This window comes from Duganella sp. CT11-25 (assembly GCF_047302815.1).
Taxonomy (GTDB): Bacteria; Pseudomonadota; Gammaproteobacteria; order Burkholderiales; family Burkholderiaceae_D; genus Rugamonas.
On sequence record NZ_JBKBFD010000001.1, the window covers coordinates 2,523,896 to 2,546,561 of the forward strand.

22 protein-coding genes are annotated in these 22,666 nt (G+C 64.1%); 7 read left to right on the forward strand and 15 right to left on the reverse strand.

Annotated elements, in window-relative coordinates:
- Positions 1-11: 11 nt before the first annotated feature.
- Positions 12-554, reverse strand: a complete 543-nt coding sequence (locus tag ACEN9F_RS10715; RefSeq protein WP_413420005.1) for an FKBP-type peptidyl-prolyl cis-trans isomerase — start codon at positions 552-554, stop codon at positions 12-14.
- A 101-nt stretch (positions 555-655) separates the two neighbouring features.
- Here ACEN9F_RS10715 and ACEN9F_RS10720 point away from each other — a divergent pair, with 101 nt between their 5' ends.
- The 3 genes from ACEN9F_RS10720 (at position 656) to ACEN9F_RS10730 (ending at position 2,813) form a co-directional block, all read left to right on the forward strand.
- Positions 656-1,777, forward strand: coding sequence for a JmjC domain-containing protein (locus ACEN9F_RS10720; protein ID WP_413420006.1), 1,122 nt, complete (start codon positions 656-658; stop codon positions 1,775-1,777).
- 28 nt (positions 1,778-1,805) lie between these two features.
- Positions 1,806-2,282 carry a hypothetical protein gene (locus ACEN9F_RS10725; protein ID WP_413420007.1) on the forward strand — a complete coding sequence of 159 codons (477 nt, stop codon included), beginning with the start codon at positions 1,806-1,808 and terminating at the stop codon, positions 2,280-2,282.
- A gap of 294 nt (positions 2,283-2,576) precedes the next feature.
- Positions 2,577-2,813, forward strand: a complete 237-nt coding sequence (locus ACEN9F_RS10730) for a hypothetical protein (RefSeq protein WP_413420008.1) — start codon at positions 2,577-2,579, stop codon at positions 2,811-2,813.
- Positions 2,814-2,948: 135 nt separating this feature from the next.
- Here the strand turns inward: ACEN9F_RS10730 and bamC are convergent, their stop codons facing one another.
- From bamC to ACEN9F_RS10780, 10 genes are all read right to left on the reverse strand, one after another.
- Entirely contained in the window at positions 2,949-4,133 is a 1,185-nt protein-coding gene (gene bamC, locus ACEN9F_RS10735) for an outer membrane protein assembly factor BamC (protein ID WP_413420009.1), read from the reverse strand.
- Positions 4,134-4,226: 93 nt separating this feature from the next.
- On the reverse strand, positions 4,227-5,102 hold the full coding sequence (gene dapA / locus ACEN9F_RS10740) for a 4-hydroxy-tetrahydrodipicolinate synthase (protein ID WP_413420010.1): 876 nt from the start codon (positions 5,100-5,102) through the stop codon (positions 4,227-4,229).
- A gap of 84 nt (positions 5,103-5,186) precedes the next feature.
- Positions 5,187-5,735: a class I SAM-dependent methyltransferase gene (locus tag ACEN9F_RS10745; protein ID WP_413420011.1), complete on the reverse strand. Its 549-nt coding sequence runs from the start codon at positions 5,733-5,735 to the stop codon at positions 5,187-5,189.
- Between the two features lie 18 nt (positions 5,736-5,753).
- The gene (locus tag ACEN9F_RS10750; RefSeq protein WP_413420012.1) at positions 5,754-6,956 is read right to left on the reverse strand and encodes a tryptophan--tRNA ligase; all 1,203 of its coding nucleotides are present in this window, start codon (positions 6,954-6,956) and stop codon (positions 5,754-5,756) included.
- Between the two features lie 9 nt (positions 6,957-6,965).
- Positions 6,966-7,640, reverse strand: coding sequence for a site-2 protease family protein (locus tag ACEN9F_RS10755; protein WP_413420013.1), 675 nt, complete (start codon positions 7,638-7,640; stop codon positions 6,966-6,968).
- 75 nt (positions 7,641-7,715) lie between these two features.
- A complete protein-coding gene (locus ACEN9F_RS10760) occupies positions 7,716-8,339 on the reverse strand; it encodes an L-threonylcarbamoyladenylate synthase (protein WP_413420014.1) in 624 nt (207 codons plus the stop codon).
- Between the two features lie 56 nt (positions 8,340-8,395).
- On the reverse strand, positions 8,396-9,277 hold the full coding sequence (gene htpX, locus ACEN9F_RS10765; protein WP_413420015.1) for a protease HtpX: 882 nt from the start codon (positions 9,275-9,277) through the stop codon (positions 8,396-8,398).
- Positions 9,278-9,406: 129 nt separating this feature from the next.
- A complete protein-coding gene (locus tag ACEN9F_RS10770) occupies positions 9,407-10,240 on the reverse strand; it encodes a 3',5'-nucleoside bisphosphate phosphatase (protein WP_413420016.1) in 834 nt (277 codons plus the stop codon).
- Positions 10,234-11,241, reverse strand: a complete 1,008-nt coding sequence (locus tag ACEN9F_RS10775; RefSeq protein ID WP_413420017.1) for a threonine/serine dehydratase — start codon at positions 11,239-11,241, stop codon at positions 10,234-10,236. The genes ACEN9F_RS10770 and ACEN9F_RS10775 overlap by 7 nt, the downstream gene beginning before the upstream one ends.
- A 249-nt stretch (positions 11,242-11,490) precedes the next feature.
- The gene (locus tag ACEN9F_RS10780) at positions 11,491-12,375 is read right to left on the reverse strand and encodes an alpha/beta fold hydrolase (protein ID WP_413420018.1); all 885 of its coding nucleotides are present in this window, start codon (positions 12,373-12,375) and stop codon (positions 11,491-11,493) included.
- 158 nt (positions 12,376-12,533) lie between these two features.
- Here ACEN9F_RS10780 and ACEN9F_RS10785 point away from each other — a divergent pair, with 158 nt between their 5' ends.
- Together ACEN9F_RS10785 and hslO are read left to right on the forward strand one after the other, a co-directional pair.
- The gene (locus tag ACEN9F_RS10785; protein WP_413420019.1) at positions 12,534-13,058 is read left to right on the forward strand and encodes a gamma carbonic anhydrase family protein; all 525 of its coding nucleotides are present in this window, start codon (positions 12,534-12,536) and stop codon (positions 13,056-13,058) included.
- A 5-nt stretch (positions 13,059-13,063) separates the two neighbouring features.
- A complete protein-coding gene (gene hslO / locus ACEN9F_RS10790; protein ID WP_413420020.1) occupies positions 13,064-14,023 on the forward strand; it encodes an Hsp33 family molecular chaperone HslO in 960 nt (319 codons plus the stop codon).
- A gap of 2 nt (positions 14,024-14,025) precedes the next feature.
- Here the strand turns inward: hslO and ACEN9F_RS10795 are convergent, their stop codons facing one another.
- Together ACEN9F_RS10795 and ACEN9F_RS10800 are read right to left on the reverse strand one after the other, a co-directional pair.
- Complete coding sequence (locus ACEN9F_RS10795; RefSeq protein ID WP_413420021.1) at positions 14,026-15,000, reverse strand: bile acid:sodium symporter family protein; 975 nt, start codon at positions 14,998-15,000, stop codon at positions 14,026-14,028.
- A complete protein-coding gene (locus ACEN9F_RS10800; protein WP_413420022.1) occupies positions 14,997-15,308 on the reverse strand; it encodes a hypothetical protein in 312 nt (103 codons plus the stop codon). The genes ACEN9F_RS10795 and ACEN9F_RS10800 overlap by 4 nt, the downstream gene beginning before the upstream one ends.
- A gap of 117 nt (positions 15,309-15,425) precedes the next feature.
- Here ACEN9F_RS10800 and ACEN9F_RS10805 point away from each other — a divergent pair, with 117 nt between their 5' ends.
- The gene (locus ACEN9F_RS10805; RefSeq protein WP_413420023.1) at positions 15,426-17,810 is read left to right on the forward strand and encodes a TonB-dependent receptor; all 2,385 of its coding nucleotides are present in this window, start codon (positions 15,426-15,428) and stop codon (positions 17,808-17,810) included.
- Complete coding sequence (locus ACEN9F_RS10810) at positions 17,810-18,994, forward strand: glycerophosphodiester phosphodiesterase (protein WP_413420024.1); 1,185 nt, start codon at positions 17,810-17,812, stop codon at positions 18,992-18,994. Before ACEN9F_RS10805 ends, ACEN9F_RS10810 begins: the two co-directional genes overlap by 1 nt.
- 43 nt (positions 18,995-19,037) lie before the next feature.
- On the opposite strand, the gene ACEN9F_RS10815 is transcribed toward ACEN9F_RS10810, so the two are convergent.
- The gene (locus ACEN9F_RS10815) at positions 19,038-20,222 is read right to left on the reverse strand and encodes a hemin-degrading factor (protein WP_413420025.1); all 1,185 of its coding nucleotides are present in this window, start codon (positions 20,220-20,222) and stop codon (positions 19,038-19,040) included.
- Positions 20,223-20,232: 10 nt separating this feature from the next.
- Positions 20,233-22,593 (reverse strand): TonB-dependent hemoglobin/transferrin/lactoferrin family receptor, encoded by a 2,361-nt coding sequence (locus tag ACEN9F_RS10820; RefSeq protein ID WP_413420026.1) that lies wholly within the window; start codon positions 22,591-22,593, stop codon positions 20,233-20,235.
- Positions 22,594-22,666 lie beyond the last annotated feature (73 nt).

Genomic DNA, 22,666 nt, shown 5'->3' on the forward strand with positions numbered 1-22,666 from the left:
GCTAAAACAACTTAGTGGATCGGGTGGATGGCGACGTGATCGCCGTCTTCGCCTTCGTCGTCCTCGTCGCCATGGTGGTGGCCGTGGGCGCCGTGTACGTGGCCGTGGGCGATTTCCTCATCCGATGCTTCGCGCACTTCAGCGACGCTCAGCGAGAAGCGCAGCGCCATGCCGGCCAGCGGATGGTTGCCGTCCAGGACGACCTTGTCGTCGGCGATGTCGGTCACGGTGAAGATCATCGCTTCTTCGCCGTCTTCGCCGTCAGGCATGCCTTCGAACTGCATGCCCACTTCCAGCGGCTCAGGCAGGCGGTTGCGCGGCTCGACCTTGACCAGCGCGGCGTCGTAGTCGCCGAACGCATCTTCCGGTTCGATCTGGATGATGGAGGAATAACCGACTTCCTTGCCGTCCAGTTCTTCTTCGATTTTTGGCAGGGTGTTCTCGTAGCCACCGTGCAGGTAGACCATCGGTTGACGGCCGTCTTCGATCAGATTGTCCTGGGCATCGGACAGTTTGTAATTCACAGTCACGACCGTGTTCTTGGCAATCTTCATTTCAGTTCCTTTCTGTATATAAGCCCCCGGATTATACCTTGGATCGCCGCCCGGGCTGCCGCCGGACCGACAATCGGCACGGCGGATGGTTATAATGGCGCATGAAAAAATTACCGCTCCTCGGCGACATCACGCCGGCGCAGTTCCTGCGCGACTACTGGCACAAAAAGCCGCTTTTGATCCGCAACGCCATCCCCGGCTTCAAGCCGCTGCTCAGCCTGGACGCGCTGACCAAGCTGGCCTCCACCAACCACGCCGAATCGCGCCTGATCACGTCGGTCGACGGCGAGTGGAACATGCAGCACGGCCCGCTGGAAAGCCTGCCGCCGATGACGCAGAAGGCCTGGACCATGCTGGTCCAGGGCGTCAACCTGTTCGACGCCAAGGCCGACGAGCTGCTGCGCCAGTTCCGCTTCATTCCCGACGCCCGGCTGGACGACCTGATGGTCAGCTTCGCCACCGATGGCGGCGGCGTCGGTCCGCACTTCGATTCCTACGACGTGTTCCTGCTGCAGGCGCAGGGCCAGCGCCGCTGGAGCATCGGCCCGCAGAAGGACCTGAGCCTGGTCGACGGCCTGCCGCTGAAGATCCTGGCCAACTTCAAGCCGAACGAGGAGTTCGTGCTGAATCCGGGCGACATGCTGTACCTGCCGCCGCACTACGCCCACGACGGCATCGCCATCGGCGATTGCCAGACCTATTCGATCGGCTTCCGTTCGCCGTCCTACCAGGAACTGGGCGAGAACTTCCTGCAATTCATGGCCGACTCGATCGACCTGCCGGGCCGCTATGCCGACCCGGAGCTGGAGGCGACCGCCAAGCCGGCCGAGATCCCGCGCCACATGCTGGCCGCGCTGACGGAGGAACTGAACAAGGTCCGCTTCACCGAGGAAGACATCACGATCTTCTTTGGCGAGTACATGTCCACGCCCAAGCACAACGTCTTCTTCACCGGCCCGGCAAAACCGCTAACGGTCGGCAAGTTCGGCGAAGCCGCTGCTAAAAAAGGCCTGTCGCTGTCGCGCAAGACGCAGATGCTGTATCGCGGCAAAAACGTCTTCATCAATGGCGAATCGTTCGGCGTCGGCCGTGCCGACAAGATCACGCTGGAACTGCTGGCCAACAACCGCCGCCTCGAAGGCGCCGAACTGGCCCTCGCTTCGGACGATGTGCTGGAAGCTTTGTATACTTGGTACCAGGATGGCTGGATCGAGCTGGGTTAATCAGGCCGAATAAAAAACGGGAGGCGGCATGGAAAAGCAGGTATTTCCCTTCACCACCAAGGCGGAGTTCGTCCAGCACCTGGCCAGCTGCCTGACCCGCGCGCAGCACACGCTGCAGCTGTTCGACCCGGACTTTGCCATCTGGGAGCTGGGCAGCAGCGCCAGCGACGCCCTGCTGCGCCGCTTCTTCAAGGATGGCGGCCAGCTGCAGCTGGTGGCGCACGACGGCCGCCACATGGAGCGCAACGCGCCGCGCTTCCTGCGGCTGCTCAAGGATTATGGCCATTTAATTGAAGTCCGGCGCACCAGCCAGCAATTGCGGCAATTGACCGATTCCTTCTGCATCGCCGACCAGCGCGACATTGTGCGCCGTTTTCACGCCGATCATTTCCGCGGAGAAGCGGTTTTCGATTCACCGGCGGATACCCAAACCAGCCTGGAACGTTTCCTTACAATTTGGTTAGAATCGGGCCCCGGATTGTATGCAAACTCAACAGGATTATGAGTCAATTCGGGTAAAATGCGGGTGTTCGATGCGAACACTGGTGATAAGTGCGGATTCCGCTGAAGTGGGGTCGAAACCGAAATGTTGCGATATCGCAAAATAGTTGTGTGAACGACTGTTTGTCCTATTGCGATGCACTAAAAATCGCTATAATATTCGGTTAGGAAGTTTCCGTTGTCTGGCAGGCACCATTATAGGTACGAAAGCCTTCGAAGACGACCTAATGAGCGATAATTACCGGTAATTATTAATCGCAACAATCTGTTTAATTTTGAATTAATTAAGGAAAACCCCATGAAAAAATCCCTGCTGATCGTTTCCCTGCTGGCTGTTGCTCTGGCTGCTTGCTCGAAAAAAGAAGAAGCTCCTGCTGCTCCAGCTCCAGTAGCTGCTCCAGAAGCTGCTCCAGCTGCTGCTCCAGCACCAGCTCCAGCTGCTGACGCTGCTGCTCCAGCCGCTGCTGCTCCTGCAGCTTCGGACGCTGCTGCTGCTCCAGCACCAGCTGCTTCGGCTCCTGCTGCTTCGAAGTAATCAGCACGAGAAAAAACCCGCCAGCCTGAACGCGCTCAAGGTCGCGTTCAGTGCAGGCGGGTTTTTTTTCGTCCAAAGCTTTGTTGCAGGCATAAAAAAAGCCGGCTTACGCCGGCTTTTCTACGTGAGTAATACTTATTTCAATTGCTCATGCAGCAGGGTCAGGATCTTATCGCCGACCGGGCTGGATTCAACTTTGCCGGCATTGCTCAATACGGTAACGGTGCTGCTATTACCCGCACCGGCTTTTACCGAAATGCGATAGCGCTGCGCTTCCTTGTCGGCTTCCGATGCCGAACCCCAGCTAAACAGCTTGCTGAAGAAACCCTTGGTTTCGGTCACGTCGTCGATATAACGGACGAAGTAAATACCCTGGGTGCGGTCGCGGTCTTCCACCGTGAAACCGGCGCGGTCCAGCGCCAGGCCGACACGGCGCCAGGCGCGGTCGAAGCCCTCGTCCACCTGCACGGCGCGCTCGGCGCCGGCACCCACCAGCGAGGCATGCTGCGGCTGAACAATCGCGCTATCCACGGCGGTCTTGGCCACGGCGGTATCGGTCGGGCCACCATTGCCCAGCTTGTTCATCAGGCGCGCCAGGAATTCCGCTTCCAGGCCAGGATCGTTAGGACGCGGCATCCAGCTGGTGGTTTCCTTCTGCGAACCGGTCGCCACTTCCTGGGCGCCGCGGTGGCTGATATAGATCTCGCTGGCGCCGTCGGCGCGGCGCTCGATGCGGGTGCGGAACTTGTCGCGCTCGCCGCTGGAGTAGACCGAATCGAATACCTTGCCGATGGTGTTGCGGATGAAGTCTTGCGGAATCTTGGCGCGGTTCTCGTTCCACTCGGTTTCCATGATGCCGGCGGTCGGCAGTTCCTGCGCCATGGTGAAGCCGGAATCTTCCCAGAACTGCTTCAGCTGCGGCCACAGCTGCTCAGGCGTCTGCTTGATCACCAGCCAGCGCTGATTGCCGTCGCGTTCGACCTTGATGTCGTTCAGGCTGGTCGGCACCACGGTGCCGGCGGCTGGCTGGCCAGGGATGACGGCAGCGGCCGGGCCGCCTGCGGCGCCCTTGGAGGCGTTGTAGCCGGACGCGGTGGCCACGCCATTGTTCGAATCCGGCAGCGAGTAGCGGTTATCTTTCTGCAATTGCGTCAGATCCGGCGGCACGTCCAGCGTGCTGGCCTTCTTGGCCGACTTGTAGTCCACCTTGTCGTTGCCGATGACCGAGCCGAGCATGCCGCAACCGGTCAAGCTGGCCGCCAATGCGCCAACGATCAGGGCGCGCTGCGAGGAAATAGAAGCTGTCTTGCGAATAGTCATGTCGTTACTGTTTAAGAAGCTGAAGTGCAGCAAAATATGATCCGAACCAGGTCGGGGCTTGTTGCTTGTCCTGCAAGCTTTACACTACGGGTTTTACAGTGCGCCGGCTTCTCGCAGGGCCGCGCGTACCGCTTCGTGGCAATCAGCCGCCAATGGCACCAGCGGCAGGCGTATGCCCGCTGGCATTTTGCCCATTTCCGCCAGCGCCCATTTGACCGGGACCGGGTTGGGTTCGATGAACAGTTTCTGGTGCAGCGGGAACATTTTATTGTTCAGCTCCAGCGCCTTGGCGATGTCGCCGGCGATGGCCGCACGGCACATGTCGGCCATGGCGCGCGGGGTGACGTTGGCGGTCACCGAGATATTGCCCGCGCCACCGGCCAGCATCAGCGCCATCGCGGTCGGATCGTCGCCCGAGTACACGGCGAACGATTTCGGCGCCAGGCGCAGCAGGTCGTAGCCGCGGCCGATGTTGCCGGTCGCGTCTTTCACGCCGACGATGTTCGGGATCGCGGCCAGGCGCAGGATGGTCTCGTTGCTCATGTCGGCAACGGTGCGGCCCGGCACGTTGTACAGGATCACCGGCAGGTCCACCGCTTCGGCGATGGCCTTGAAGTGCTGGAACATGCCTTCCTGGGTAGGACGGTTGTAGTAGGGAACGACCTGCAGCGTGGCGTCGGCGCCCGCTTCCTTGGCAAAGCGGGTCAGCTTGATCGCCTCGGCGGTCGAGTTGGCGCCGGCGCCGGCGATGATGGGGATGCGGCCCTTGGCATGGGCAACCGTCGCCTTGATCAGCGCGCAGTGCTCTTCCACGCTCACGGTGGCCGATTCGCCGGTGGTGCCGGCGATGACGATGCTGTCCGTACCTTCGGCGATGTGCCAGTCGATCAGCCGGTTCAAGCCCTCGAAGTCCAGACTGCCGTCTGCGTGCATCGGGGTAACGATTGCTACTATGCTGCCCTTAATCATAGGAAACCACTGCATAAAGTATTAAAACAACGATTGTAGACGATAGGCCGCGCCAATGGTGCATTCGGGGCGACAAATCGGCGCTCAAAATGGCGGTAAAAGTGCCGCCACGCGGGGGAAATCGGCCTTGACGGCGCACAGACGTTGCACCATGGCAGCTTTCGGGGTGTCGATGACGCCATCCTCGAAGGCCACCACGCGCAAACCGTGCTCGCGCGCCCACGCCAGCAACTCGCCGGGCTGCAGCAAAAACGCCGGATTCGACGGCTTGCCGAACTGCGCATTGCCATCGGCGAAGGTCTCGTAAATGAGCACGCCGTTCGACGCCAGGCTGCCCAGCATGGCGCCGATTAGCGGCCGATGCAGGTAGTTTGTGACCACGATGCCGGCAAATCGGTCCGGACCGAAAGGCCAGGCCGCGCCCTCCTCCTCCAGGTCGATGGCGCTGGTGCTGATATCGGGACAGGCCGCAGCGGCCAGCGCCTCGGGATCGCGGTCGACCGCGACCACCGCGTGGCCCAGCGAGGCCAGGTGGCGCGCGTGGCGGCCGCTGCCGCAGGCCAGGTCCAGCACGGCGCCGCCGGGGATCAGCGGGGCATAGCGTTGCACCCAGGGAGAGATGGTATCGGTCATGTCGGTCTTTACTGAATTTTACGAATAGGCCAGGCCCATGGCCTCGCGCACGTCGCGCATGGTGTCCAGCGCCAGCTTGCGCGCCGCGTCATTGCCGTCGGCAACGATGGCGCGCACCAGCGATGGATCGTCCAGGTATTGCTGGGCGCGCTCGTGCATCGGCTCCTGCTCCTTGACGATGGCGTCGATCACCGGCTGCTTGCACTCGATGCAGCCGATGCCGGCCGACTTGCAGCCCTTGACCACCCATTCCTGGGTCGCGGCATCGGAATACACCTGGTGGAATTGCCAGACCGGGCAACGGGCCGGATCGCCGGCGTCGGTGCGGCGCACGCGGGCCGGATCGGTCGGCATGGTGCGGACCTTCTTGCCGACCGATTCCTTGTCCTCGCGCAGCGCGATGGCGTTGCCGTAGCTCTTGGACATCTTGCGGCCATCCAGGCCCGGCAGGCGCGACGCCGCCGTCAGCCGCGCCTGCGGCTCGACCAGGATCAGCTTGCGGCTGCCTTCGAGGTAGCCGTACAGCCGCTCGCGGTCGCCCAGCGACAGGCTTTGGGCGTCGTCCAGCATGGCCTTGGCCTGCTCCAGCGCCTCGTCCTTGCCCTCCTGCTGGTACTCGGTGCGCAGCTCGTTGTAGAGCTTGGCGCGCTTGCTGCCCAGCTTTTTCACGGCGGCCAGCGCCTTCTCTTCGAAGCCCTTTTCCTTGCCGTACAGATGATTAAAGCGGCGCGCGATTTCGCGCATCATCTCGATATGCGGCACCTGGTCCTCGCCCACCGGCACCTGGCTGGCGCGGTAGATCAGCACGTCGGCCGCCTGCAGCAGCGGGTAGCCGAGGAAGCCGTAGGTCGCCAGGTCCTTGTTGGCCAGGTTCTCGATCTGGTCCTTGTAGGTCGGCACCCGTTCGAGCCAGCCCAGCGGCGTGGCCATCGACAGCAGCAGGTGCAGCTCGGCGTGCTCGGGCACGCGCGACTGAATGAACAGCGTCGATTGCGAGGGATCGATGCCGGCGGCCAGCCAGTCGACCAGCATCTCCCAGGTGCTGCGCTCGATGACGGACGGGTCGTCGTAGTGCGTGGTCAGCGCGTGCCAGTCGGCCACGAAGAACAGGCACGGCAGCTCGGACTGCATCTTGATCCAGTTTTTCAATGCGCCGTGATAGTGGCCCAGATGCATGGAGCCGGTGGGGCGCATGCCGGAAACGACACGATCGGGATACATGGTTCGGGCTCAGTTCAAAAGGAAAATCAGCGGGAACACCAGCACATGGAAGATGCTCTGCAGGACATGCATGCCGCCGATCAGGAAGCCGGTCAGCAGGCCGAACTGCATCATCAGGATCAGGCCGATGAACACATACACGCCGTAGCGCTCGATCTGCGCGTATTTGCGCGCCAGTCCCATCGGCAGGATGCCGGTGACGATGCGGCCGCCGTCCAGCGGCGGCAGCGGAATCAGGTTGAACACGCACATGGCGGAATTGACGCCGATGCCGGCGCGGCACATCTGCACGAAGAAATCGGTCTGTTCCAGCTTCAGGCCGTAGCTCAGGATCACCCACAGCGCCATCCAGCCCAGGCCCATGGCGAAGTTGGCGGCCGGTCCGGCGGCGGCCACCATGGCCATCTGCTTTTTCGGATTGCGCAGGCGGCCGTAGTCAACCGGCACCGGCTTGGCGAAGCCCAGCGCGGGCAGGGTCAGCAGGCTCAGGATCAGCGGCAGGATGATGGTGCCGAACGGATCGATGTGACGCAGCGGATTGAGGCTCAAACGGCCTTCGTTGGCTGCGGTGGGATCGCCAAAATAGCGGGCGACATATCCATGTGCGGCTTCATGCAGGGAAATTGCAAAAAGAACAGGGATGGCGTAGACCGTGATGGTCTGAACAATGCTATCAATATCCATGTGGGGATTTTACCAGAGGCTACAGGGGTGATCTTGCGGCGCCGTCGAAGGCCGGCGCGCTTGCCTTGTTGAGGGTCAGAGGCCGAAAGCGGCGGCATCGCCGCGGCCCTGGCGCACCAGCTCGGCTTCCGGACCGGTCAGGTCGATCACCGTGGTCGGCTCCATGCTGCAGGCGCCGCCGTCGATGATCAATTCCAGCTGCTTGCCCAGCCGCTCGCAAATGGTGTCGGCGTCGTTCAGCGCATCACTCTCGCCCGGCATGATCAAGGTGGTGCCCAGCAGCGGCTGCTGCAGCTCCTCCAGCAGCGCATGCACGATGGCGTCTTCCGGCACCCGCAGGCCGATGGTCTTGCGCGACGGATGGCTGAGCCGGCGCGGCACGCACTTGGTCGCTTCGAGAATGAAAGTGAACGGGCCCGGCGTCGCCGTCTTCAGCAAGCGGAACTGGCGGTTGTCGACCCGCGCGTAGACGCCGATCTCGCTGAGGTCGCGGCACAGCAGGGTCAAATGGTGTTTTTCATCGATGCCGCGGATGCGGCGCAAGCGCTCGACGGCCGCCTTGTCGTCCAGATGGCAGACCAGCGCGTAACAGGAATCCGTCGGCACGGCGACGATGCCGCCGCCGTGAATGATCTGCGCGGCCTGCTTGATCAGGCGCTGCTGCGGATTGACGGGATGTACCTGGAAGAATTGACTCATATGTGGCTGGCGGGGCTGGCCCTGTTAAGGTCCGGCCCGCGCCGCTGTTGAAAACGTTACGATTGTACGCTACGCAAGGCAGCGATACGCTGCTCGAACGGCGGGTGGGTGGAAAACAGCGCGCCCCAGCCGCCGCCGCTGGTGATGCCGGACGCCGCGATCGACTGCGGCAGCGCGCCGGGATGCATGCCGTTCAGGCGCGCCAGCGCATGCTGCATCGGCACGCTGCTGCCCAGCAGCTTGGCCGAGCCGGCGTCGGCGCGGAACTCGCGCTGGCGCGAGAACCAGGCCACGATCAGCGAGGCGGCCAGGCCGAAGATGATCTCGCAGACGAACACGGTCACCATGTAGCCGATGCCGGGTCCGCGGTTCTCGCCGTTATTCTTCAGCAGCACCTTGTCGACGAAGAAGCCCACCACGCGCGCCAGGAACACCACGAAGGTGTTGACCACGCCCTGGATCAGGGTCATGGTCACCATGTCGCCGTTGGCGATGTGGGCCACCTCGTGGCCGAGCACGGCTTCCACTTCGTCGCGGTTCATGTTTTCCAGCAGGCCGGTCGAGACGGCGACCAGCGCCGAGTTCTTGAAGGCGCCGGTGGCGAACGCGTTCGGCTCGCCATCGTAGACCGCCACTTCCGGCATGCCGATGCCGGCGCGCTCGGACAAGGCCTTGACGGTGTTGACCAGCCACAGCTCGGTCGACGAGGACGGATTGTCGATCACGCGCGCGCCGGTCGACCATTTGGCCATCGGCTTGCTGATCAGCAGCGAGAAGATCGCGCCGGTAAAGCCGACCACCAGCGAAAACGCCAGCAGGCTGCCCAGTTCCAGCGTATTGCCCGCGCCCGGACGGCCGATGCCCAGCAACGACAGGACGATGGACAACACCAACATCACGGCGAGGTTGGTGGCGATAAACAGGACGATGCGCTTCATTGTAGGTCTCCAGGTGCAGGCAAGTTTGCCCAAATCATAAGGTAAGACCGCGCCAATGCAAAATCAAGATACGGCTACTTACATGGGACCGGTAATCGGAAGGCGAGATTACCGCGACAGGGAGCGCGCTCAGAACCAGTCGTGCCAGACCGGCTTGACGTTGGCCGGCAGCGGCGGCAGCAAGGCGAAATCGATGCGCGATTCGCCCGGCGCGTGGAAATCGGTGCCGCGCGAGGCCAGGAAACCATAGCTGTTTGCCAACTGCGCATAGACCGGGTACTGGTCCGGCGTATGGCTGCCGGTCACCACCTCGATGGCGCTGCCGCCCAGTTGCTTGAACTCGTCGAACAGCTCGCCCTGGGCCAGCTGGCTGAACCGGTAGCGGCCTGGATGGGCGATGACGGCGATGCCGCCCGCGCCGCGTATCCAGCCGACGCTATCGGCCAGGCTGGCCCAGCAATGCGGCACATAGCCCGGTTTGCCTTCCGACAGGTATTTCTTGAAAACGTCGGGGATATTCGCGCACACGCCGATTTCCACCAGATAGCGGGCAAAGTGCGTGCGCGACATCAGGTCCGGGTTGCCGACGAACTTCAGCGCGCCCTCGTAGGCGCCCTCGATGCCGGCGGTGGCCAGCTGGCGGGCGATCTCGCGGCCGCGGTTGTCGCGGCCGGAGCGGGTGCAGGCCAGGCCGTTGACCAGCGCGGCATTGTTCTCGTCGATCTGCAGGCCGACGATGTGGACCGTTTCATTGGCCCAGGTGATCGAAATCTCGACGCCGGTGACGAAGCGCATGCCCTGCGCCTCGGCGGCGGCGCGGGCGGCTGGAATGCCGCCGACTTCATCGTGGTCGGTCAGCGCCCAGACGTCGACGCCGGCCTTGCGCGCGTGTTCCGCCACGGCGGCAGGGGCCAGAACGCCGTCCGAGACGTTGGAATGACAGTGCAGATCAACTTTTAACATGCTGCCATTGTATCCCGGATGCGCGCGCCCCTGCACAGCAACTCGGCAAAGCGCGCCGGATCGATATTCGAGCCGCAGACCAGCAACGCCACGCGCTTGCCGGCCAGCCGCTCGCGCAGCGGCCCGAACAGCGCCGCCGTCGCCACGGCGGCGGCCGGCTCCGCCACCAGCTTGGCGTCGCGGAACAGATGCAGCATGGCCAGGCAGATCTCGTCGTCGCTCACGCGCACCACCTCGTTGACGAAGCGGCGGCAGAGGTTGAAGCTGTAGTCCATCGCATACGGCGCGCCGAGGCTGTCGGCCACGGTATCGACCCGCTCCAGCGTCTCCGGCACACCGGAGGCGAAGCTGCGGTACAGCGCGTCGGCGCCGAACGGCTCCACGCCGAACACGGCGCAGCCGGGATTGAGCTGCTTGACGGCGGCGGCGATGCCCCCGCACAGGCCGCCGCCGCCCACCGGCACCACCACCGCGTCCAGGTCCGGCACCTGCGCCATCAGTTCCAGCCCGACCGTGCCGGTGCCCTGCGCGGTCAGCGGGCCGTCGTAGGGATGCAGCATGGTGCGGCCCTCGTCGCGCGCGATGTCGTCCCCATGGGCGAAGGCCTGGTGCATGTCCGGCATCAGCAGCACTTCGGCGCCGAACTCGCGACAGGCGGCGACGCGCGCCGGATTCGCATGCCGCGGCATGACCACCTTGGCGCTGCAGCCGGCCAGCCGCGCGGTGTAGGCCGCCGCGATCGCATGGTTGCCGGCGCTGACGGCGACCACGCCGCGCCGCCGCGCTTCCGCGTCCAGCGCTTCGATGCAGTTGAGCGCGCCGCGCAGCTTGAAGGTGCCGGTCTTCTGGAACAGCTCCAGCTTGAGCCAGACTTCGGTGGACGGAAATTGCTCTTCGATGACGCCGGTTTGCCAGCGCCAGACCGGCGTATGCAGGATCTTGCCGTTCAGGCGTGCGGCGGTGTCGCGGATCTGGGCCAGCGATGGATAGGATGTCGTCATTGAGTGCTCCATTCAATTATTCGAGGGAATGCGGGCCAGGCCCGCGCGGGGTCTGGGGGCGCCGAGCACCGGCGCAGCCGCAGCTCAGCGACCCTGAATAATTCGAATAATGGAGTAGGACTGACCGCAACCGGCGAACGCGGCCAGGCCAGCGTCTGGCGCGACGCGGCTGAGGTTCGTGACGGTAGTGTTATGCGGGTTCATGCGGCCAATCATGCCAAACAAGCAAAGTCTTGGCAAGCTTTTCGTTCAGCGCGACAAAAACTCCTCGATCATGTGCGCCAGTTCGACCGGCTGGTCGTGGTGCAGCATGTGGCCCGCATCGTGCACCATCTTGCACGTCACGTCGCGCAGATGGCCCAGGCGGCGCTCCAGCTCGGCGCGCCCTTCCGGCTTGGCGCCCATCCAGTCCCACATATTGGTCTGGTCGGCCTCCACCCACAGCACCGGCGCGCTGATCGCGCTCCAGCACGCCATCACGTCCTCGACGTGGTACGGCAGCGGGCCGGCCTGCTTGTGCAGCGGATCGCCGAGGATTTCCCACTCGCCGGCGTCGTTCTGCGCCGACCAGTGCTGGGACAGGAAGGCGGCGCGCTCGTCGCTCAGGCGCGGATTGGTCTTTTGCAGGCGCGCGGCAACGGCGGCCCGGCTCGGATAAGTGCGCATGTCCGGCTTGTCCAGCAGGCTGTCCATCCACTTGGCGTAGCGGCCCGGCGCCTGCTCCGGCCTGGCGCCGCGCAGGCCGGCGCCCTCCAGGTTGATCAGCTTGCGGATGCGCTCCGGGCGCGCGCCGGCGTACAGGCCGACCACGTTGCCGCCCATGCTGTGGCCCAGCAGGTTGACCGCCTGCTCGGGCGAGTAATGGCGCAGGATGGCGTCCAGGTCGGCCAGGTAGTCGGGGAACCAGTAGGTATCGGTGCCGTTGCGCTGCGACAGGCCGAAGCCGCGCCAGTCCGGCGCGATCACGTGCCAGTCGCCCTGCAGCGCGTCGACCACGAACTGGAACGAGGCGCCCACATCCATCCAGCCATGCATCATGAAAATCTTGGGCGCGCCCTCCCTGCCCCAGTGGCGCACATGGCAGCGCAAGCCGCGAACGGTCAGGAATTCGGAACGGGAAGGAGTCAGCGTCATGATGGATCAACCTTGAAAATACGGCGGCCAGCGCAATATGCATGCATTGTCTGAGCATTGCTGGCCGCAAAGCAAAATAATAGCACGACCGTTCGATAGCTGCGCAAGCGTAAAATAGCGCCATCCCACCGCATTCAGCATTCAACCTAAGGTTTCCAATGTCAATATATCAACTGGGCGAACACGCGCCCGAGATCGATGCATCGTCATTCGTTGCCGACACTGCCAGCGTGATCGGCAAAGTCAGCCTGCACGCCAACACCACGGTCTGGTTCGGCGTCACCATCCGCGGCGACAACGAACGCATCACGATCGGTGAAAACAGCAATGTACAGGAAGGCACGGTCATGCACACCGACATGGGCTATCCGCTGGACATCGGCAAGAACGTGACCATCGGCCACCAGGCCATGCTGCACGGCTGCACCATCGGCGATGGCGCGCTGGTCGGCATCCAGGCCGTGATCCTGAACGGCGCCAAGATCGGCAAGGGCAGCCTGGTCGGCGCCGGCGCCCTGGTCACCGAAGGCAAGGAATTCCCGAACTACTCGCTGATCATCGGCGCGCCGGCCAAAGCCGTGCGCCAGCTGACGCCGGAAGAAGTCGCCGGCCTGGCCGGCGCGGCCGACAGCTATGTCAAACGCGGCCAACTGTTCAAGACGCAACTCAAAAAGATTGGATAAGAAAAATGAGCATCACCCCCATCACCGGCCAGGACACCCTGCAGAAATTCATCTTCGATAACGCCGCCGTGCGCGGCGAGCTGATCGACGTTTCCGGCACCTGGCGCGAAGTGCTGTCGCGTCACAACTACCCGGCCCCGGTCAAGAAACTGCTGGGCGAAATGGTGGCGGCCGCCGCGCTGCTGTCGGCCAACCTCAAGTTCAACGGTTCCATCATCATGCAGATCCACGGCGACGGTCCGGTGCGCCTGCTGGTGGTCGAGTGCGACGCGGACCTGCACCTGCGCGCCACCGCCAAGCTCGCCCCGGACGCGGTCATCGCCGACGACGCCAAGCTGCCGTCGCTGCTGAACGAGAACGGCAAGGGCCGCTTCATCATCACGCTCGATCCGCTGGAAAAGATGCCGGGCCAACAGCCCTACCAGGGCGTCGTGCCGCTGGACGGCGACTCGGTCGCGACCGTCATTGAAAACTACATGCTGCGCTCGGAACAGCTGGACACCAAGCTGTGGCTGGCGGCCGACGACAACGTCTCGCGCGGCCTGCTGCTGCAAAAGCTGCCCGACCATGGCGGCACCACCGGCGCCGCGCCGCTGACCTCGGAAGACGCGCTGGAAACCTGGAACCGCGCCGTCATCCTCGGCTCGACGCTGAAGGAAAAGGAACTGCTGGAAACCACCATCGACGTGCTGATGCAGCGTCTGTTCTGGGAAGAGACCATCCGCGTGTTCGAGCCGCTGCACCCGGCCTTCCACTGCACCTGCACGCGCGAAAAAGTGGGCAACATGCTGAAGATGCTGGGCCGCGAAGAAGTCGACAGCGTACTGGATGAACACGGCCTGGTCGGCGTCAACTGCGACTTCTGCGGCCAGCACTACGAGTACGACAAGGTCGACTGCGCCCAGCTGTTTGTCAGCGATGCGCCGGTCGAGGCCTTGATCCCGGCCAGCGAAGCCAAGCACTAAGCCTAGGCGCGGAGGCGGCGCTCGGCGTAGCGCTGCGCCAGCACGGCGCACACCATCAGCTGCAGCTGATGGAACAGCATCAGCGGCAACACCACGGCGCCCAGCGCCGTGCCCACGAACAGCACCTTGGCCATCGGCACGCCGCTGGCCATGCTTTTCTTGGAACCGCAGAACACGATGGCGATGCGGTCCTCGCGGCTGAAGCCCAGCCGGCGCGCCAGCTGGGCGCTGATGAACATCACCAATCCCAGCAGCAGCATATCGATCAGCAGCAGGCCGCCCAGCGTCTGCCACGACACCTGATGCCACAGGCCCTGGCCGACCGCTTCGCTGAAGGCGGTATAGACAACCAGCAGGATCGAGCCCTGGTCCACCAGCCGCGTCAGCTCCTTGTTGCGTTCGACCCAGGCGCCGATCCAGCGCCGCGCCACCTGGCCGGCGATAAACGGCAGCAGCAACTGGACGGCGATCTGCAGCGCCGATTCCAGCGTCGAGCCGCCCTTCATCTGCGCCGTGGTCAGCAGGCCGACCAGCACCGGCGTTAAAAAGATGCCCAGCAGATTGGACGCCGACGCGCTGCAGATCGCCGCCGGCACATTGCCGCGCGCCGCCGCCGTGAAGGCGATCGACGATTGCACGGTGGACGGCAGCATGCACACGAACAGTATTCCCAGGTACAGATCCGGCGTCACCAGCAGCACCAGCACCGGCTTGAGCACCAGCCCCAGCAGCGGGAACAAGGCGAAGGTGCACAGCAACACCAGCAAATGCAGGCGCCAGTGCGTGATACCCGCCACCACCGCCTCGCGCGACAACTTGGCGCCGTGCAGGAAGAACAGCAGGCTGACCGCCACATGCGTGACACTGTTGAAAACGACCGCACCCTGCCCGGTGCATGGGAAAAAGCTGCCCGCGATCACGGTGGCGATCATCGCCAGCGTAAAGTTATCGGGCAAAAAACGGGGACGCGATCTCATTTTTTATTGCACTTCACTTCCAATACATCGATCGCACCAACGGTCTTGGCGGCGGTGGCGCTGCGCACCAGGTCGACGCGCTCGGTACAGCTGTCGCGCAGAAAACGGGCCTGGCTGCGGGTGCAGATGCTGACGGCGTCCGCGCCGGCGCTGCAATAAAAGCCCTCGGTCTGCATACGCACCAGCGCCTGGTCCATCGGCATGCCGGGCTGGATGGTCTGCGTGACAAAGTTCCCCAGCCGCGACTGGTCCACCGTATAGCAGCCGGCCAGTTGCAGTGCCAGCGCCAGCATTAAAAATCTGCGCATCGTGATGATCTCCTTATTTCCAGACAGCAGTGTAACGCATGGTCATGATCCCGTAACACTTGCTGCCTATGATGCGGGGCGTTGCTATTCCCTCAAACTGGTTTTCAAGGCAAAAAGATGAACAAGAAATTATCCGCAGTGTGCTTCGCCGCGCTGAGCTTCCCGATGCTGGCGATCGCCGCCAATGTAGCCGCCGCCGTGGCCGATATGGCCGATGTGGTCGACGCTCCCGCTGCGGAAATTGAAGCGGCCGCCGGCGCGCCGGTCGCCGTGGTCGAAGTGTCGACCCGCAAGACCCGCTCCTCGGTCGAGATGAACAAGAGCGATATGCAGAAAATCCTGCCGGGCATCAACCCGCTGAAAGCGCTGCAAACCCTGCCCGGCGTCAGCTTCCAGACCGCCGACCCTTGGGGCAACAACGAACAGAATCTGTCGCTGTTCATCCACGGCTTCAGCGGCCCGCAACTGGGCTACACGATGGACGGCGTGCCGCTGGGCGACCAGCAGTACGGCAACTACAACGGCCTGTCGCCGCAGCGCGCCGTCATCAGCGAAAACGTCGGCAGCGTGATCCTGTCGTCGGGCGCGGGCGACCTGTCGACCGCCTCGACCAGCAACCTGGGCGGCACCATCGAAACCTTCTCCAGCAATCCGCTGGCCAGCCGCAACCTGGCCGTGCAGCAGACCGTCGGCAGCTACAACACCTCGCGCACCTTCCTGCGCTACGACACCGGCAACTTCGGCGACGGCAACAGCGCCTACATCTCCGGCGTGCACCACGAGCAGAAAGCCTGGGACTTCAACGGCCGCCAGGGCGGCGACCAGATCAACGCCAAGTACGTCAACCAAAGCAGCCTGGGCAAGCTGACGCTGTTCGTCGACTACTCGGACAAGATCGAGCCGAACGAAGACAGCACCGTGCGCTCGGCCGCCGAGAAATACCAGCCGTACACGCGCCCGTTCATGTATCCGAACTTCCAGCAGGCGCTGGCCTATCTGTCGGCCACCGGCGGCACGCCGGCCGCGGAAGGCAACAACTATCGCAACTACTACAGCGACGCCCAGCGCACCGACTACCTGACCTACGCCAAGTTCGACATGAACCTGGGCGAATCGACCACCTGGTCGAACCAGATCTACTACCACAACGATGACGGCGTCGGCGTGGTCGCCGGCCCGATCGGCGTGGCCGGCCTGCCGGCGCTGTTCGCGGTCTACTTCCCTGGCCAGAACCTGAAGCAGGTGTTCGGCAACTCCGGCTACGCCACCCGCACCACCGAATACGCGATCAACCGCAACGGCTGGCTGTCGACCGTGAGCAGCGAGTTCGGCGACCACAAGCTGCAAGCCGGCCTGTGGCTGGAGCACAACCGCTCGTCGGCCTACCGCCGCTGGTACGCGCTGGACGTCAACAATCCAAGCTCGCCATACGACCGTCCGAGCAATCCGCTGATCACGCAGTACGGCAGCGAGATCGACAACAAGGTGGCCCAGATCCACCTGCAGGATGAATGGCGCGTGCGTCCCGACCTGGCCTTGCAGGCCGGCTTCAAGTCCAGCCTGCAGTTTGCAGACGGCCAGTTCCCGGTGCAACCCAAAGCCGGCGCCATCGCCAACGGTTCGCTGGCCCTGCCGGTCGGCGAGATCATCACCAAGAAATGGTTCCTGCCGCAAGCGGGCGCGCGCTGGGACATCACCTCGCAAGACCAGCTGTTCGTCAACGTGCAAAAGAACATGCGCCAGTTCGTCACCTACGGCGGCGGCGGCGCCTCGCCGTGGAGCCTGGCGAGCCAGCAGGCATTTGACCTGTTCCGCGACACGGCCAAGCCGGAAACCTCGATCACCTACGAAGCCGGCCTGCGCACCAGCCACCAGCTGGACCTGGGCGCGGTCACCGCCTTCGACGGCCAGGTCAACCTGTACCACGTCAACTTCAAGGACCGCCTGCTGACCATCAGCCCGACGCCGGTGATCTCGTCCATCATCGGCGGCAATCCGCTGCTGGCCAACGTCGGCAGCGTCAAGACCGATGGTATCGACTTGTCGGGCACGCTGCACTTCGGCCGCATGTTCTCGTTCTACGACGCGCTGTCGTTCAACCGTTCGACCTACCAGGACAACTACCTGAACGGCAAGGACGTGGTCGCCACGGCAGGCAAGGCCGTGCCTGGCAGCCCGGAGTGGATGAACAAATTCGTCGCCACGCTGACCGTGGCCGACACCGAGTTCCAGCTGATCGGCGACTACGTCGGCAAGCGCTACGCCACCTACACCAACGACCTCGACGTGCCGAGCTACTTCCTGATGAGCCTGGGCGTATCGGGCAAGCTGCCCTTCCTCAACGGCGGCTGGGTCAAGAACGCGCGCTACCGCGTCAACGTCAGCAACCTCGCCAATCGCGAGGGCAGCTTGAACGTGGTAGTCGGCGCGGCCAGCGGGACTTACAATACATTCCCGATTGCACCACGTCAGGGCTTCCTGACTTTGATGGCGGACTTCTGATGAACAAACTTTATTTACCTACACGCCTGTCGCGTCGCGGCTTCATCCAGACGGCGGCGGTGGCCGCCGGCGCATCGCTGCTGATGCCGGCCTCGTCGGTCCTGGCGGCCGCCGCGCCGGCCACGCCCGACCTGTCCGGCATGCCGGGCATCGCCCCGGTCGGCGCCGGTCCGAAGACGCCGCTGGTGTTCGGTCATCGCGGCGCGAGCGCGCTGCGTCCGGAGCACACGCTGGCCTCGTACGCCAAGGCCATCGCCGACGGCGCCGACTATGTGGAACCGGACCTGGTCAGCACCAGGGACGGCGTGCTGGTCGCGCGCCACGAAGCGTTCTTGAGCGAGACCACCGACGTCGCCAGCCATCCAGAGTTCACCAGCCGCCGCACGCGCAAGACCATCGACGGCGAAACGCACGAAGGCTGGTTCGTCGACGACTTCACGCTGGCCGAACTGAAAACGCTGCGCGCCATCGAGCGCATCCCGGCGTATCGTCCGGGCAGCGCGCAGTACAACGGCATGTACCAGGTGGTCACGTTTGAGGAGATCATCGACTTCGTCGCGGCCGAAGCGGCGGCGCGCGGGCGCATCATCGGCCTGGTGCCGGAGCTCAAGCACTCGACCTACTTCGCCAGCGTCGGCTTGCCGCTGGAGGACCGCTTCCTCGCCATCCTCGGCGCGCACGACTACACGCGCCGCAATCCGGTCGAGATCCAATCGTTTGAAGTCGCCAACCTGAAATACCTGCGCGGCAAGCTGGGCCAGCGCGCCAACCTGCGCCTGATGCAGTTGGTGATCGGCGAGAACGTGCGCCCGATGGACGTCGCGGCGGCAAACGGCACGCTGACCTTCGCGCAGATGTGCACGCCGGCCGGCCTGCGCGACATCGCCCAATACGCGGACGTGGTAGCGCCGCCGACACGCTCCCTCATCCCGCTGAAAAAGGACGGCAGCCTGGACGCGCCAAGCTCGCTGGTCGACGACGCGCACAAAGCCGGCCTACGGGTGGAACCGTGGACCTTCCGTCCCGAAAACCACTTCCTGGCGGCGGACTTCCGCAACGGCGCCGGCGACAAAGCCCGCAACGAAGCGGGCTCGATCGCCGAAATCAAGCGCTACATCGCCACCGGCCTGGACGGCTTCTTCACCGACGACCCAGCCCTGGGCCGCGCCGCCGTCAACGGCTAAAAACAACTCCGGGGTCCGCATTTCAAGCCTGGCCCCGGATTTTTTAACGGCTGGCCTGGCTGGCGGCGTTGTCGGCTTTCGGCAGCGCCGCGGTCATGTCGGTCCAGGTTTGCGGCTGCGGCTTGTTGCGCTCGCGCACGCCGAAGAAGCTCACCACCAGCTCGCCCTTCTTGTCGAAGAATTCCACCGACGTGACGCCGGCGCGCTTGATGACGTAGCCGCTGTTGAAGGCGGTGTCACGCAGGTGCAGGTTGAATTCCGGATCCAGCACGTTGAACCAGCCGCCCGCCTCCATCACCTTGGCAACCTTGCCGCTGAAGATCTGGATCGTCGATTCGTTACCCAGGAAGGCCATGATGTCCAGCTTTTGCTTGGCCGATTCCTCCAGCAGCTGACGCACCGCCAGCGGCGTGACGCGCTGCGCCGCGCCCGGTGGCGCCAGGCGCATCGCCTGTTCGCGCGAGACGCCGAACTCGCTCAGCAGGCGGTTGAACTGGTGCACGTCGGTCAGCTCGGTCCACGCCATCTGGAATTCCTTGACGTCGATCGCGCTGTCCGGCTTCTCGGCCGGCTTGGCCGGCGCCGCCACCACTTTCAGGTCGGCGTTCTGCGCCGGATTGCGGAAGTCGGCCACCAGCTTGTCGAACACGGCCACGCCGGCGTCGCTCTTGACGTAGATCTTGTGCGCGGCGTCGCCGTGCGTATCGAAGAACTGCAGGCTGCGCGAGACCACGCCGTCTTTGCCCGGCTGCGCCACGGCAAACGCATACTTCCAGTTTTTAAAGGTGAAGCGCAGGTCGATCTCGCCGCCCAGGTAGCCGCCGGCGATGTTGCGCAGGCGCGCTTCGCGTTCCTTTTCCTTGTCGGCGTCGAGGCCGACGACTTCTTCCTGCGGCTTCAGTTTGGTGGCCACGCCGGTGCGCTCCAGCACGCCGTTTTCATTGCGCGTCAGCGCCAGCACCTTGCCCAGGTCCAGCGCGCGGCGCATGATCTCGCGCGGCACGTTCTCGCCTTCCTGCAGGCGCGTGACAGTCTTGCCGATGCCGCTGGCGGCCAGCAGCTCCGCCTCCGACACGTTCAGCGTCTTGGCGGCGTCGCGCAGTTGCAGCTTGGGTTGTTCGGTGCGCAGCGCGTCGTAGCGCTCGGCCAGCGTGGCGGCGCCGCCAGGCAGGCTGGTCAGCAGCAAGGCGCCGCTCAGCGCCAGGGCAAATCGATGATGAGGTTTCATGGTGGACTCCTTAGTAAATCACTTTGAGGTTGACTGCGTAATTGCGGCCGGGACGTGCCATGCGTTCGATGTCGGCCAGCGTTGCCGCGGTGGTGCCGGCCGGCAGCGTGCGTGCCGATGCGTAGTCCCAGTACTTCCTGTCGCCCAGGTTGTAGATGCCGGCGCTGATGGCGGCGTGTTTGCCGATGTTCCAGTAGCCGGTCAGATCCAGCGTGGTGTAGCCGGGCACGGCGAAGCGGGCCGCCGTCACGCCGGAGATGACGTCGCTTTGCGACTGCTTGCCGCGCACCGTGCTGACGGTGAACGCGCCGCCGCCGCGTTTGGCCGGATCGTCGTAGGCGAAGCTGGCGTTGGCCTTGTACGGCTGCACCGACGCCAGTTCGCCGGACTTGCCGGTCAGCGTGTTTTCCGCCGAGCCGCGCGAGATGCCGCCGGCCACCGCCACGCTGTAGCCCTTCATCCGCGACAGCCACTGGCCCAGCGCGAAGCGGCTGCTCAGCTCGCCGCCCCAGGTCTTGGCCTTGCCGACGTTTTCCGGGCGGTACAGGCCGAAGGTGATGGTCGGATAGTTGACCGGATCGGCCGGCTGCGTCGCGTACTCGATGAAGTTGTTGTAGTTGGTATGGAACAGCGAGAAGCTGAAATCCACGCCCGGCGCCGGCTCGCCTTTCAGGCCGATTTCAAACGCGTTGCTGGTTTCTTTTTTCAGGTCGGGGTTGCCCAGCACGGCGTAGCCGTTGCCGGCGCCGGTGTAGCTGAACGAGTCGTAGGTGCCGGTGCGCTCGGCCGCCGTCGGCAGCCGCGTGCCGCGCGTGTACTGCGCATAGGCATTGAAGTGCGGCGCCAGTTCCACCGACAGGTTCAGGCTCGGCGTGAAGAAGGCATCGGTTTCCTCCTTGATTTCCTTGGCCGCGCTCGGCACGGCGACAATGTAGGCCGCCAGGTTTTTCGGCGTCAGCTTGCGCTGCTCGCCGCGCAGGCCGGGGGTCAGCGTGGCTTGATGACTGCCCAGCGTGAAGCCGAACTCGCCGCGCAGGTAGGCCGCCAGCTTGTCGGTATCCATGTCCGCCATGCGGTTCTTGACGGTGATCTGGTGCGCACCGGTCTTGGTGACGGTGCGGTCCTCGCGCCACGGGCGGCGGCTTTGCTGCTGCTCGTAGCTGATGCCGTAGGCCAGCAGCGTGTTCGGGTCCAGCTGCCTGGTGGCGTCCAGCGCCAGGCCTTCGCTGTCGTTGTAGAAGCCGGTGTTGATGTCGCGGGTGTAAGGCTGGCCGCCGGTGATGTAGTCGGCGTGGGTCAGGTCGACCACCTTGGATTTCTGCGAGTACAGGCGGGTGTCCAGCGTATCGAACAAGGTGCCGTTGCTCGGCGTGTATTGGTGCTCGACGCTGTAGCGGGTGCGCTCGGTGGTGGAATCCTGGGTCGCGCCGTCCGGATAGGAGGCGCCGGTCTTGTTTTCGTAGATGCGGTCGTGCTTGGCCTTGTAGCTGTCGATGGTGAAGTTGAGTTTCTGGTTCGGGGTCAGCGTCCAGTTCAGTTTGGCCAGCACGGCGTCCGAATTCCAGTCGTCCGGATTCAGCGGCGCGGTGCCCAGGCTGTCCGCGTTCTCGCCGTCACGGTGCACGGCGACGATCAGGGCCTTCAGCTTGTCGCCGATCGCGGTGGCGGCGGTCACCGCGTGCATGCGGCTGGCGCGGTCCGAGGTGTAGCCGAATTTATAGTCGGCGTACAGCTTGGCCGAGCCGCTCAGGTAGTCTTCCGGCGATTTCGTCACGAAGGACACCGAACCACCCAGGCCCGGCGTGCCGGCGCCGGCCGGGCTGGAGCCCGAGCCGATGCGCACTTCGCGGAAAGTTTCGGGATCGAAGTAGTCGCGGCCGACGCCGAAGGCGTTGGTGGTGGTGCCGTCCGGTTTCGGCGCGGCGTCCGGCAGCGTGATGCCGTCCAGCTCCAGGCTGACGCGATTGCCCTCCACGCCGCGGATATTGAAGCCGGTGTTGCCGGCGCCATCCCAGATGTTGCCGCTGCCGCTGGCCGCGGTCGGCACGCTGATCAGCGGCGAGTAGCGGGCGATGTTGGCCATGTCGACCGCGCTGTTCTGCTCCAGCTGTTCGGCGCCGATGACGACGGTGCTGCCGTTGCGGGTCGAGGCCGCTTCGTCGCGCTTGGCCTTGACCAGGATCTCGGACAGTTCCAGCGCGGATTTTGCGGGCGCGGCGGCGGCGGCTTGCGCATCCTGCGCGTAAGCCGGCAACGCGGCGCCGAGCATGGTGAGCAGTGCGGATTGTACGGCCACGCCCATCAGGCGTGGGCGTGCGTGGAAGGACGAAGGCGCAGCGGTATGCCGGGCGCCCGATTGGGTAGCAGCCATAGGATTCCAAGAGAGAGTAGTTGTACGGCTGGCTCTCGGAGACCTACGGCGATTGCTGGCAAAAACGCATCTT

What these genes read in the sequence shown, in the direction of transcription:
- ACEN9F_RS10715 (WP_413420005.1), bottom strand. Translation starts at nt 554, where the DNA reads ATGAAGATTGCCAAGAACACGGTCGTGACTGTGAATTACAAACTGTCC.
- ACEN9F_RS10730 (WP_413420008.1), top strand. Translation starts at nt 2,577, where the DNA reads ATGAAAAAATCCCTGCTGATCGTTTCCCTGCTGGCTGTTGCTCTGGCT.
- ACEN9F_RS10760 (WP_413420014.1), bottom strand. Translation starts at nt 8,339, where the DNA reads ATGAGTCAATTCTTCCAGGTACATCCCGTCAATCCGCAGCAGCGCCTG.
- htpX (WP_413420015.1), bottom strand. Translation starts at nt 9,277, where the DNA reads ATGAAGCGCATCGTCCTGTTTATCGCCACCAACCTCGCCGTGATGTTG.
- dapA (WP_413420010.1), bottom strand. Translation starts at nt 5,102, where the DNA reads ATGATTAAGGGCAGCATAGTAGCAATCGTTACCCCGATGCACGCAGAC.
- ACEN9F_RS10750 (WP_413420012.1), bottom strand. Translation starts at nt 6,956, where the DNA reads ATGTATCCCGATCGTGTCGTTTCCGGCATGCGCCCCACCGGCTCCATG.
- ACEN9F_RS10755 (WP_413420013.1), bottom strand. Translation starts at nt 7,640, where the DNA reads ATGGATATTGATAGCATTGTTCAGACCATCACGGTCTACGCCATCCCT.
- ACEN9F_RS10820 (WP_413420026.1), bottom strand. Translation starts at nt 22,593, where the DNA reads ATGGCTGCTACCCAATCGGGCGCCCGGCATACCGCTGCGCCTTCGTCC.
- ACEN9F_RS10720 (WP_413420006.1), top strand. Translation starts at nt 656, where the DNA reads ATGAAAAAATTACCGCTCCTCGGCGACATCACGCCGGCGCAGTTCCTG.
- ACEN9F_RS10810 (WP_413420024.1), top strand. Translation starts at nt 17,810, where the DNA reads ATGAACAAACTTTATTTACCTACACGCCTGTCGCGTCGCGGCTTCATC.
- bamC (WP_413420009.1), bottom strand. Translation starts at nt 4,133, where the DNA reads ATGACTATTCGCAAGACAGCTTCTATTTCCTCGCAGCGCGCCCTGATC.
- ACEN9F_RS10780 (WP_413420018.1), bottom strand. Translation starts at nt 12,375, where the DNA reads ATGACGCTGACTCCTTCCCGTTCCGAATTCCTGACCGTTCGCGGCTTG.
- ACEN9F_RS10785 (WP_413420019.1), top strand. Translation starts at nt 12,534, where the DNA reads ATGTCAATATATCAACTGGGCGAACACGCGCCCGAGATCGATGCATCG.
- ACEN9F_RS10725 (WP_413420007.1), top strand. Translation starts at nt 1,806, where the DNA reads ATGGAAAAGCAGGTATTTCCCTTCACCACCAAGGCGGAGTTCGTCCAG.
- hslO (WP_413420020.1), top strand. Translation starts at nt 13,064, where the DNA reads ATGAGCATCACCCCCATCACCGGCCAGGACACCCTGCAGAAATTCATC.
- ACEN9F_RS10770 (WP_413420016.1), bottom strand. Translation starts at nt 10,240, where the DNA reads ATGTTAAAAGTTGATCTGCACTGTCATTCCAACGTCTCGGACGGCGTT.
- ACEN9F_RS10775 (WP_413420017.1), bottom strand. Translation starts at nt 11,241, where the DNA reads ATGACGACATCCTATCCATCGCTGGCCCAGATCCGCGACACCGCCGCA.
- ACEN9F_RS10815 (WP_413420025.1), bottom strand. Translation starts at nt 20,222, where the DNA reads ATGAAACCTCATCATCGATTTGCCCTGGCGCTGAGCGGCGCCTTGCTG.
- ACEN9F_RS10745 (WP_413420011.1), bottom strand. Translation starts at nt 5,735, where the DNA reads ATGACCGATACCATCTCTCCCTGGGTGCAACGCTATGCCCCGCTGATC.
- ACEN9F_RS10805 (WP_413420023.1), top strand. Translation starts at nt 15,426, where the DNA reads ATGAACAAGAAATTATCCGCAGTGTGCTTCGCCGCGCTGAGCTTCCCG.
- ACEN9F_RS10800 (WP_413420022.1), bottom strand. Translation starts at nt 15,308, where the DNA reads ATGCGCAGATTTTTAATGCTGGCGCTGGCACTGCAACTGGCCGGCTGC.
- ACEN9F_RS10795 (WP_413420021.1), bottom strand. Translation starts at nt 15,000, where the DNA reads ATGAGATCGCGTCCCCGTTTTTTGCCCGATAACTTTACGCTGGCGATG.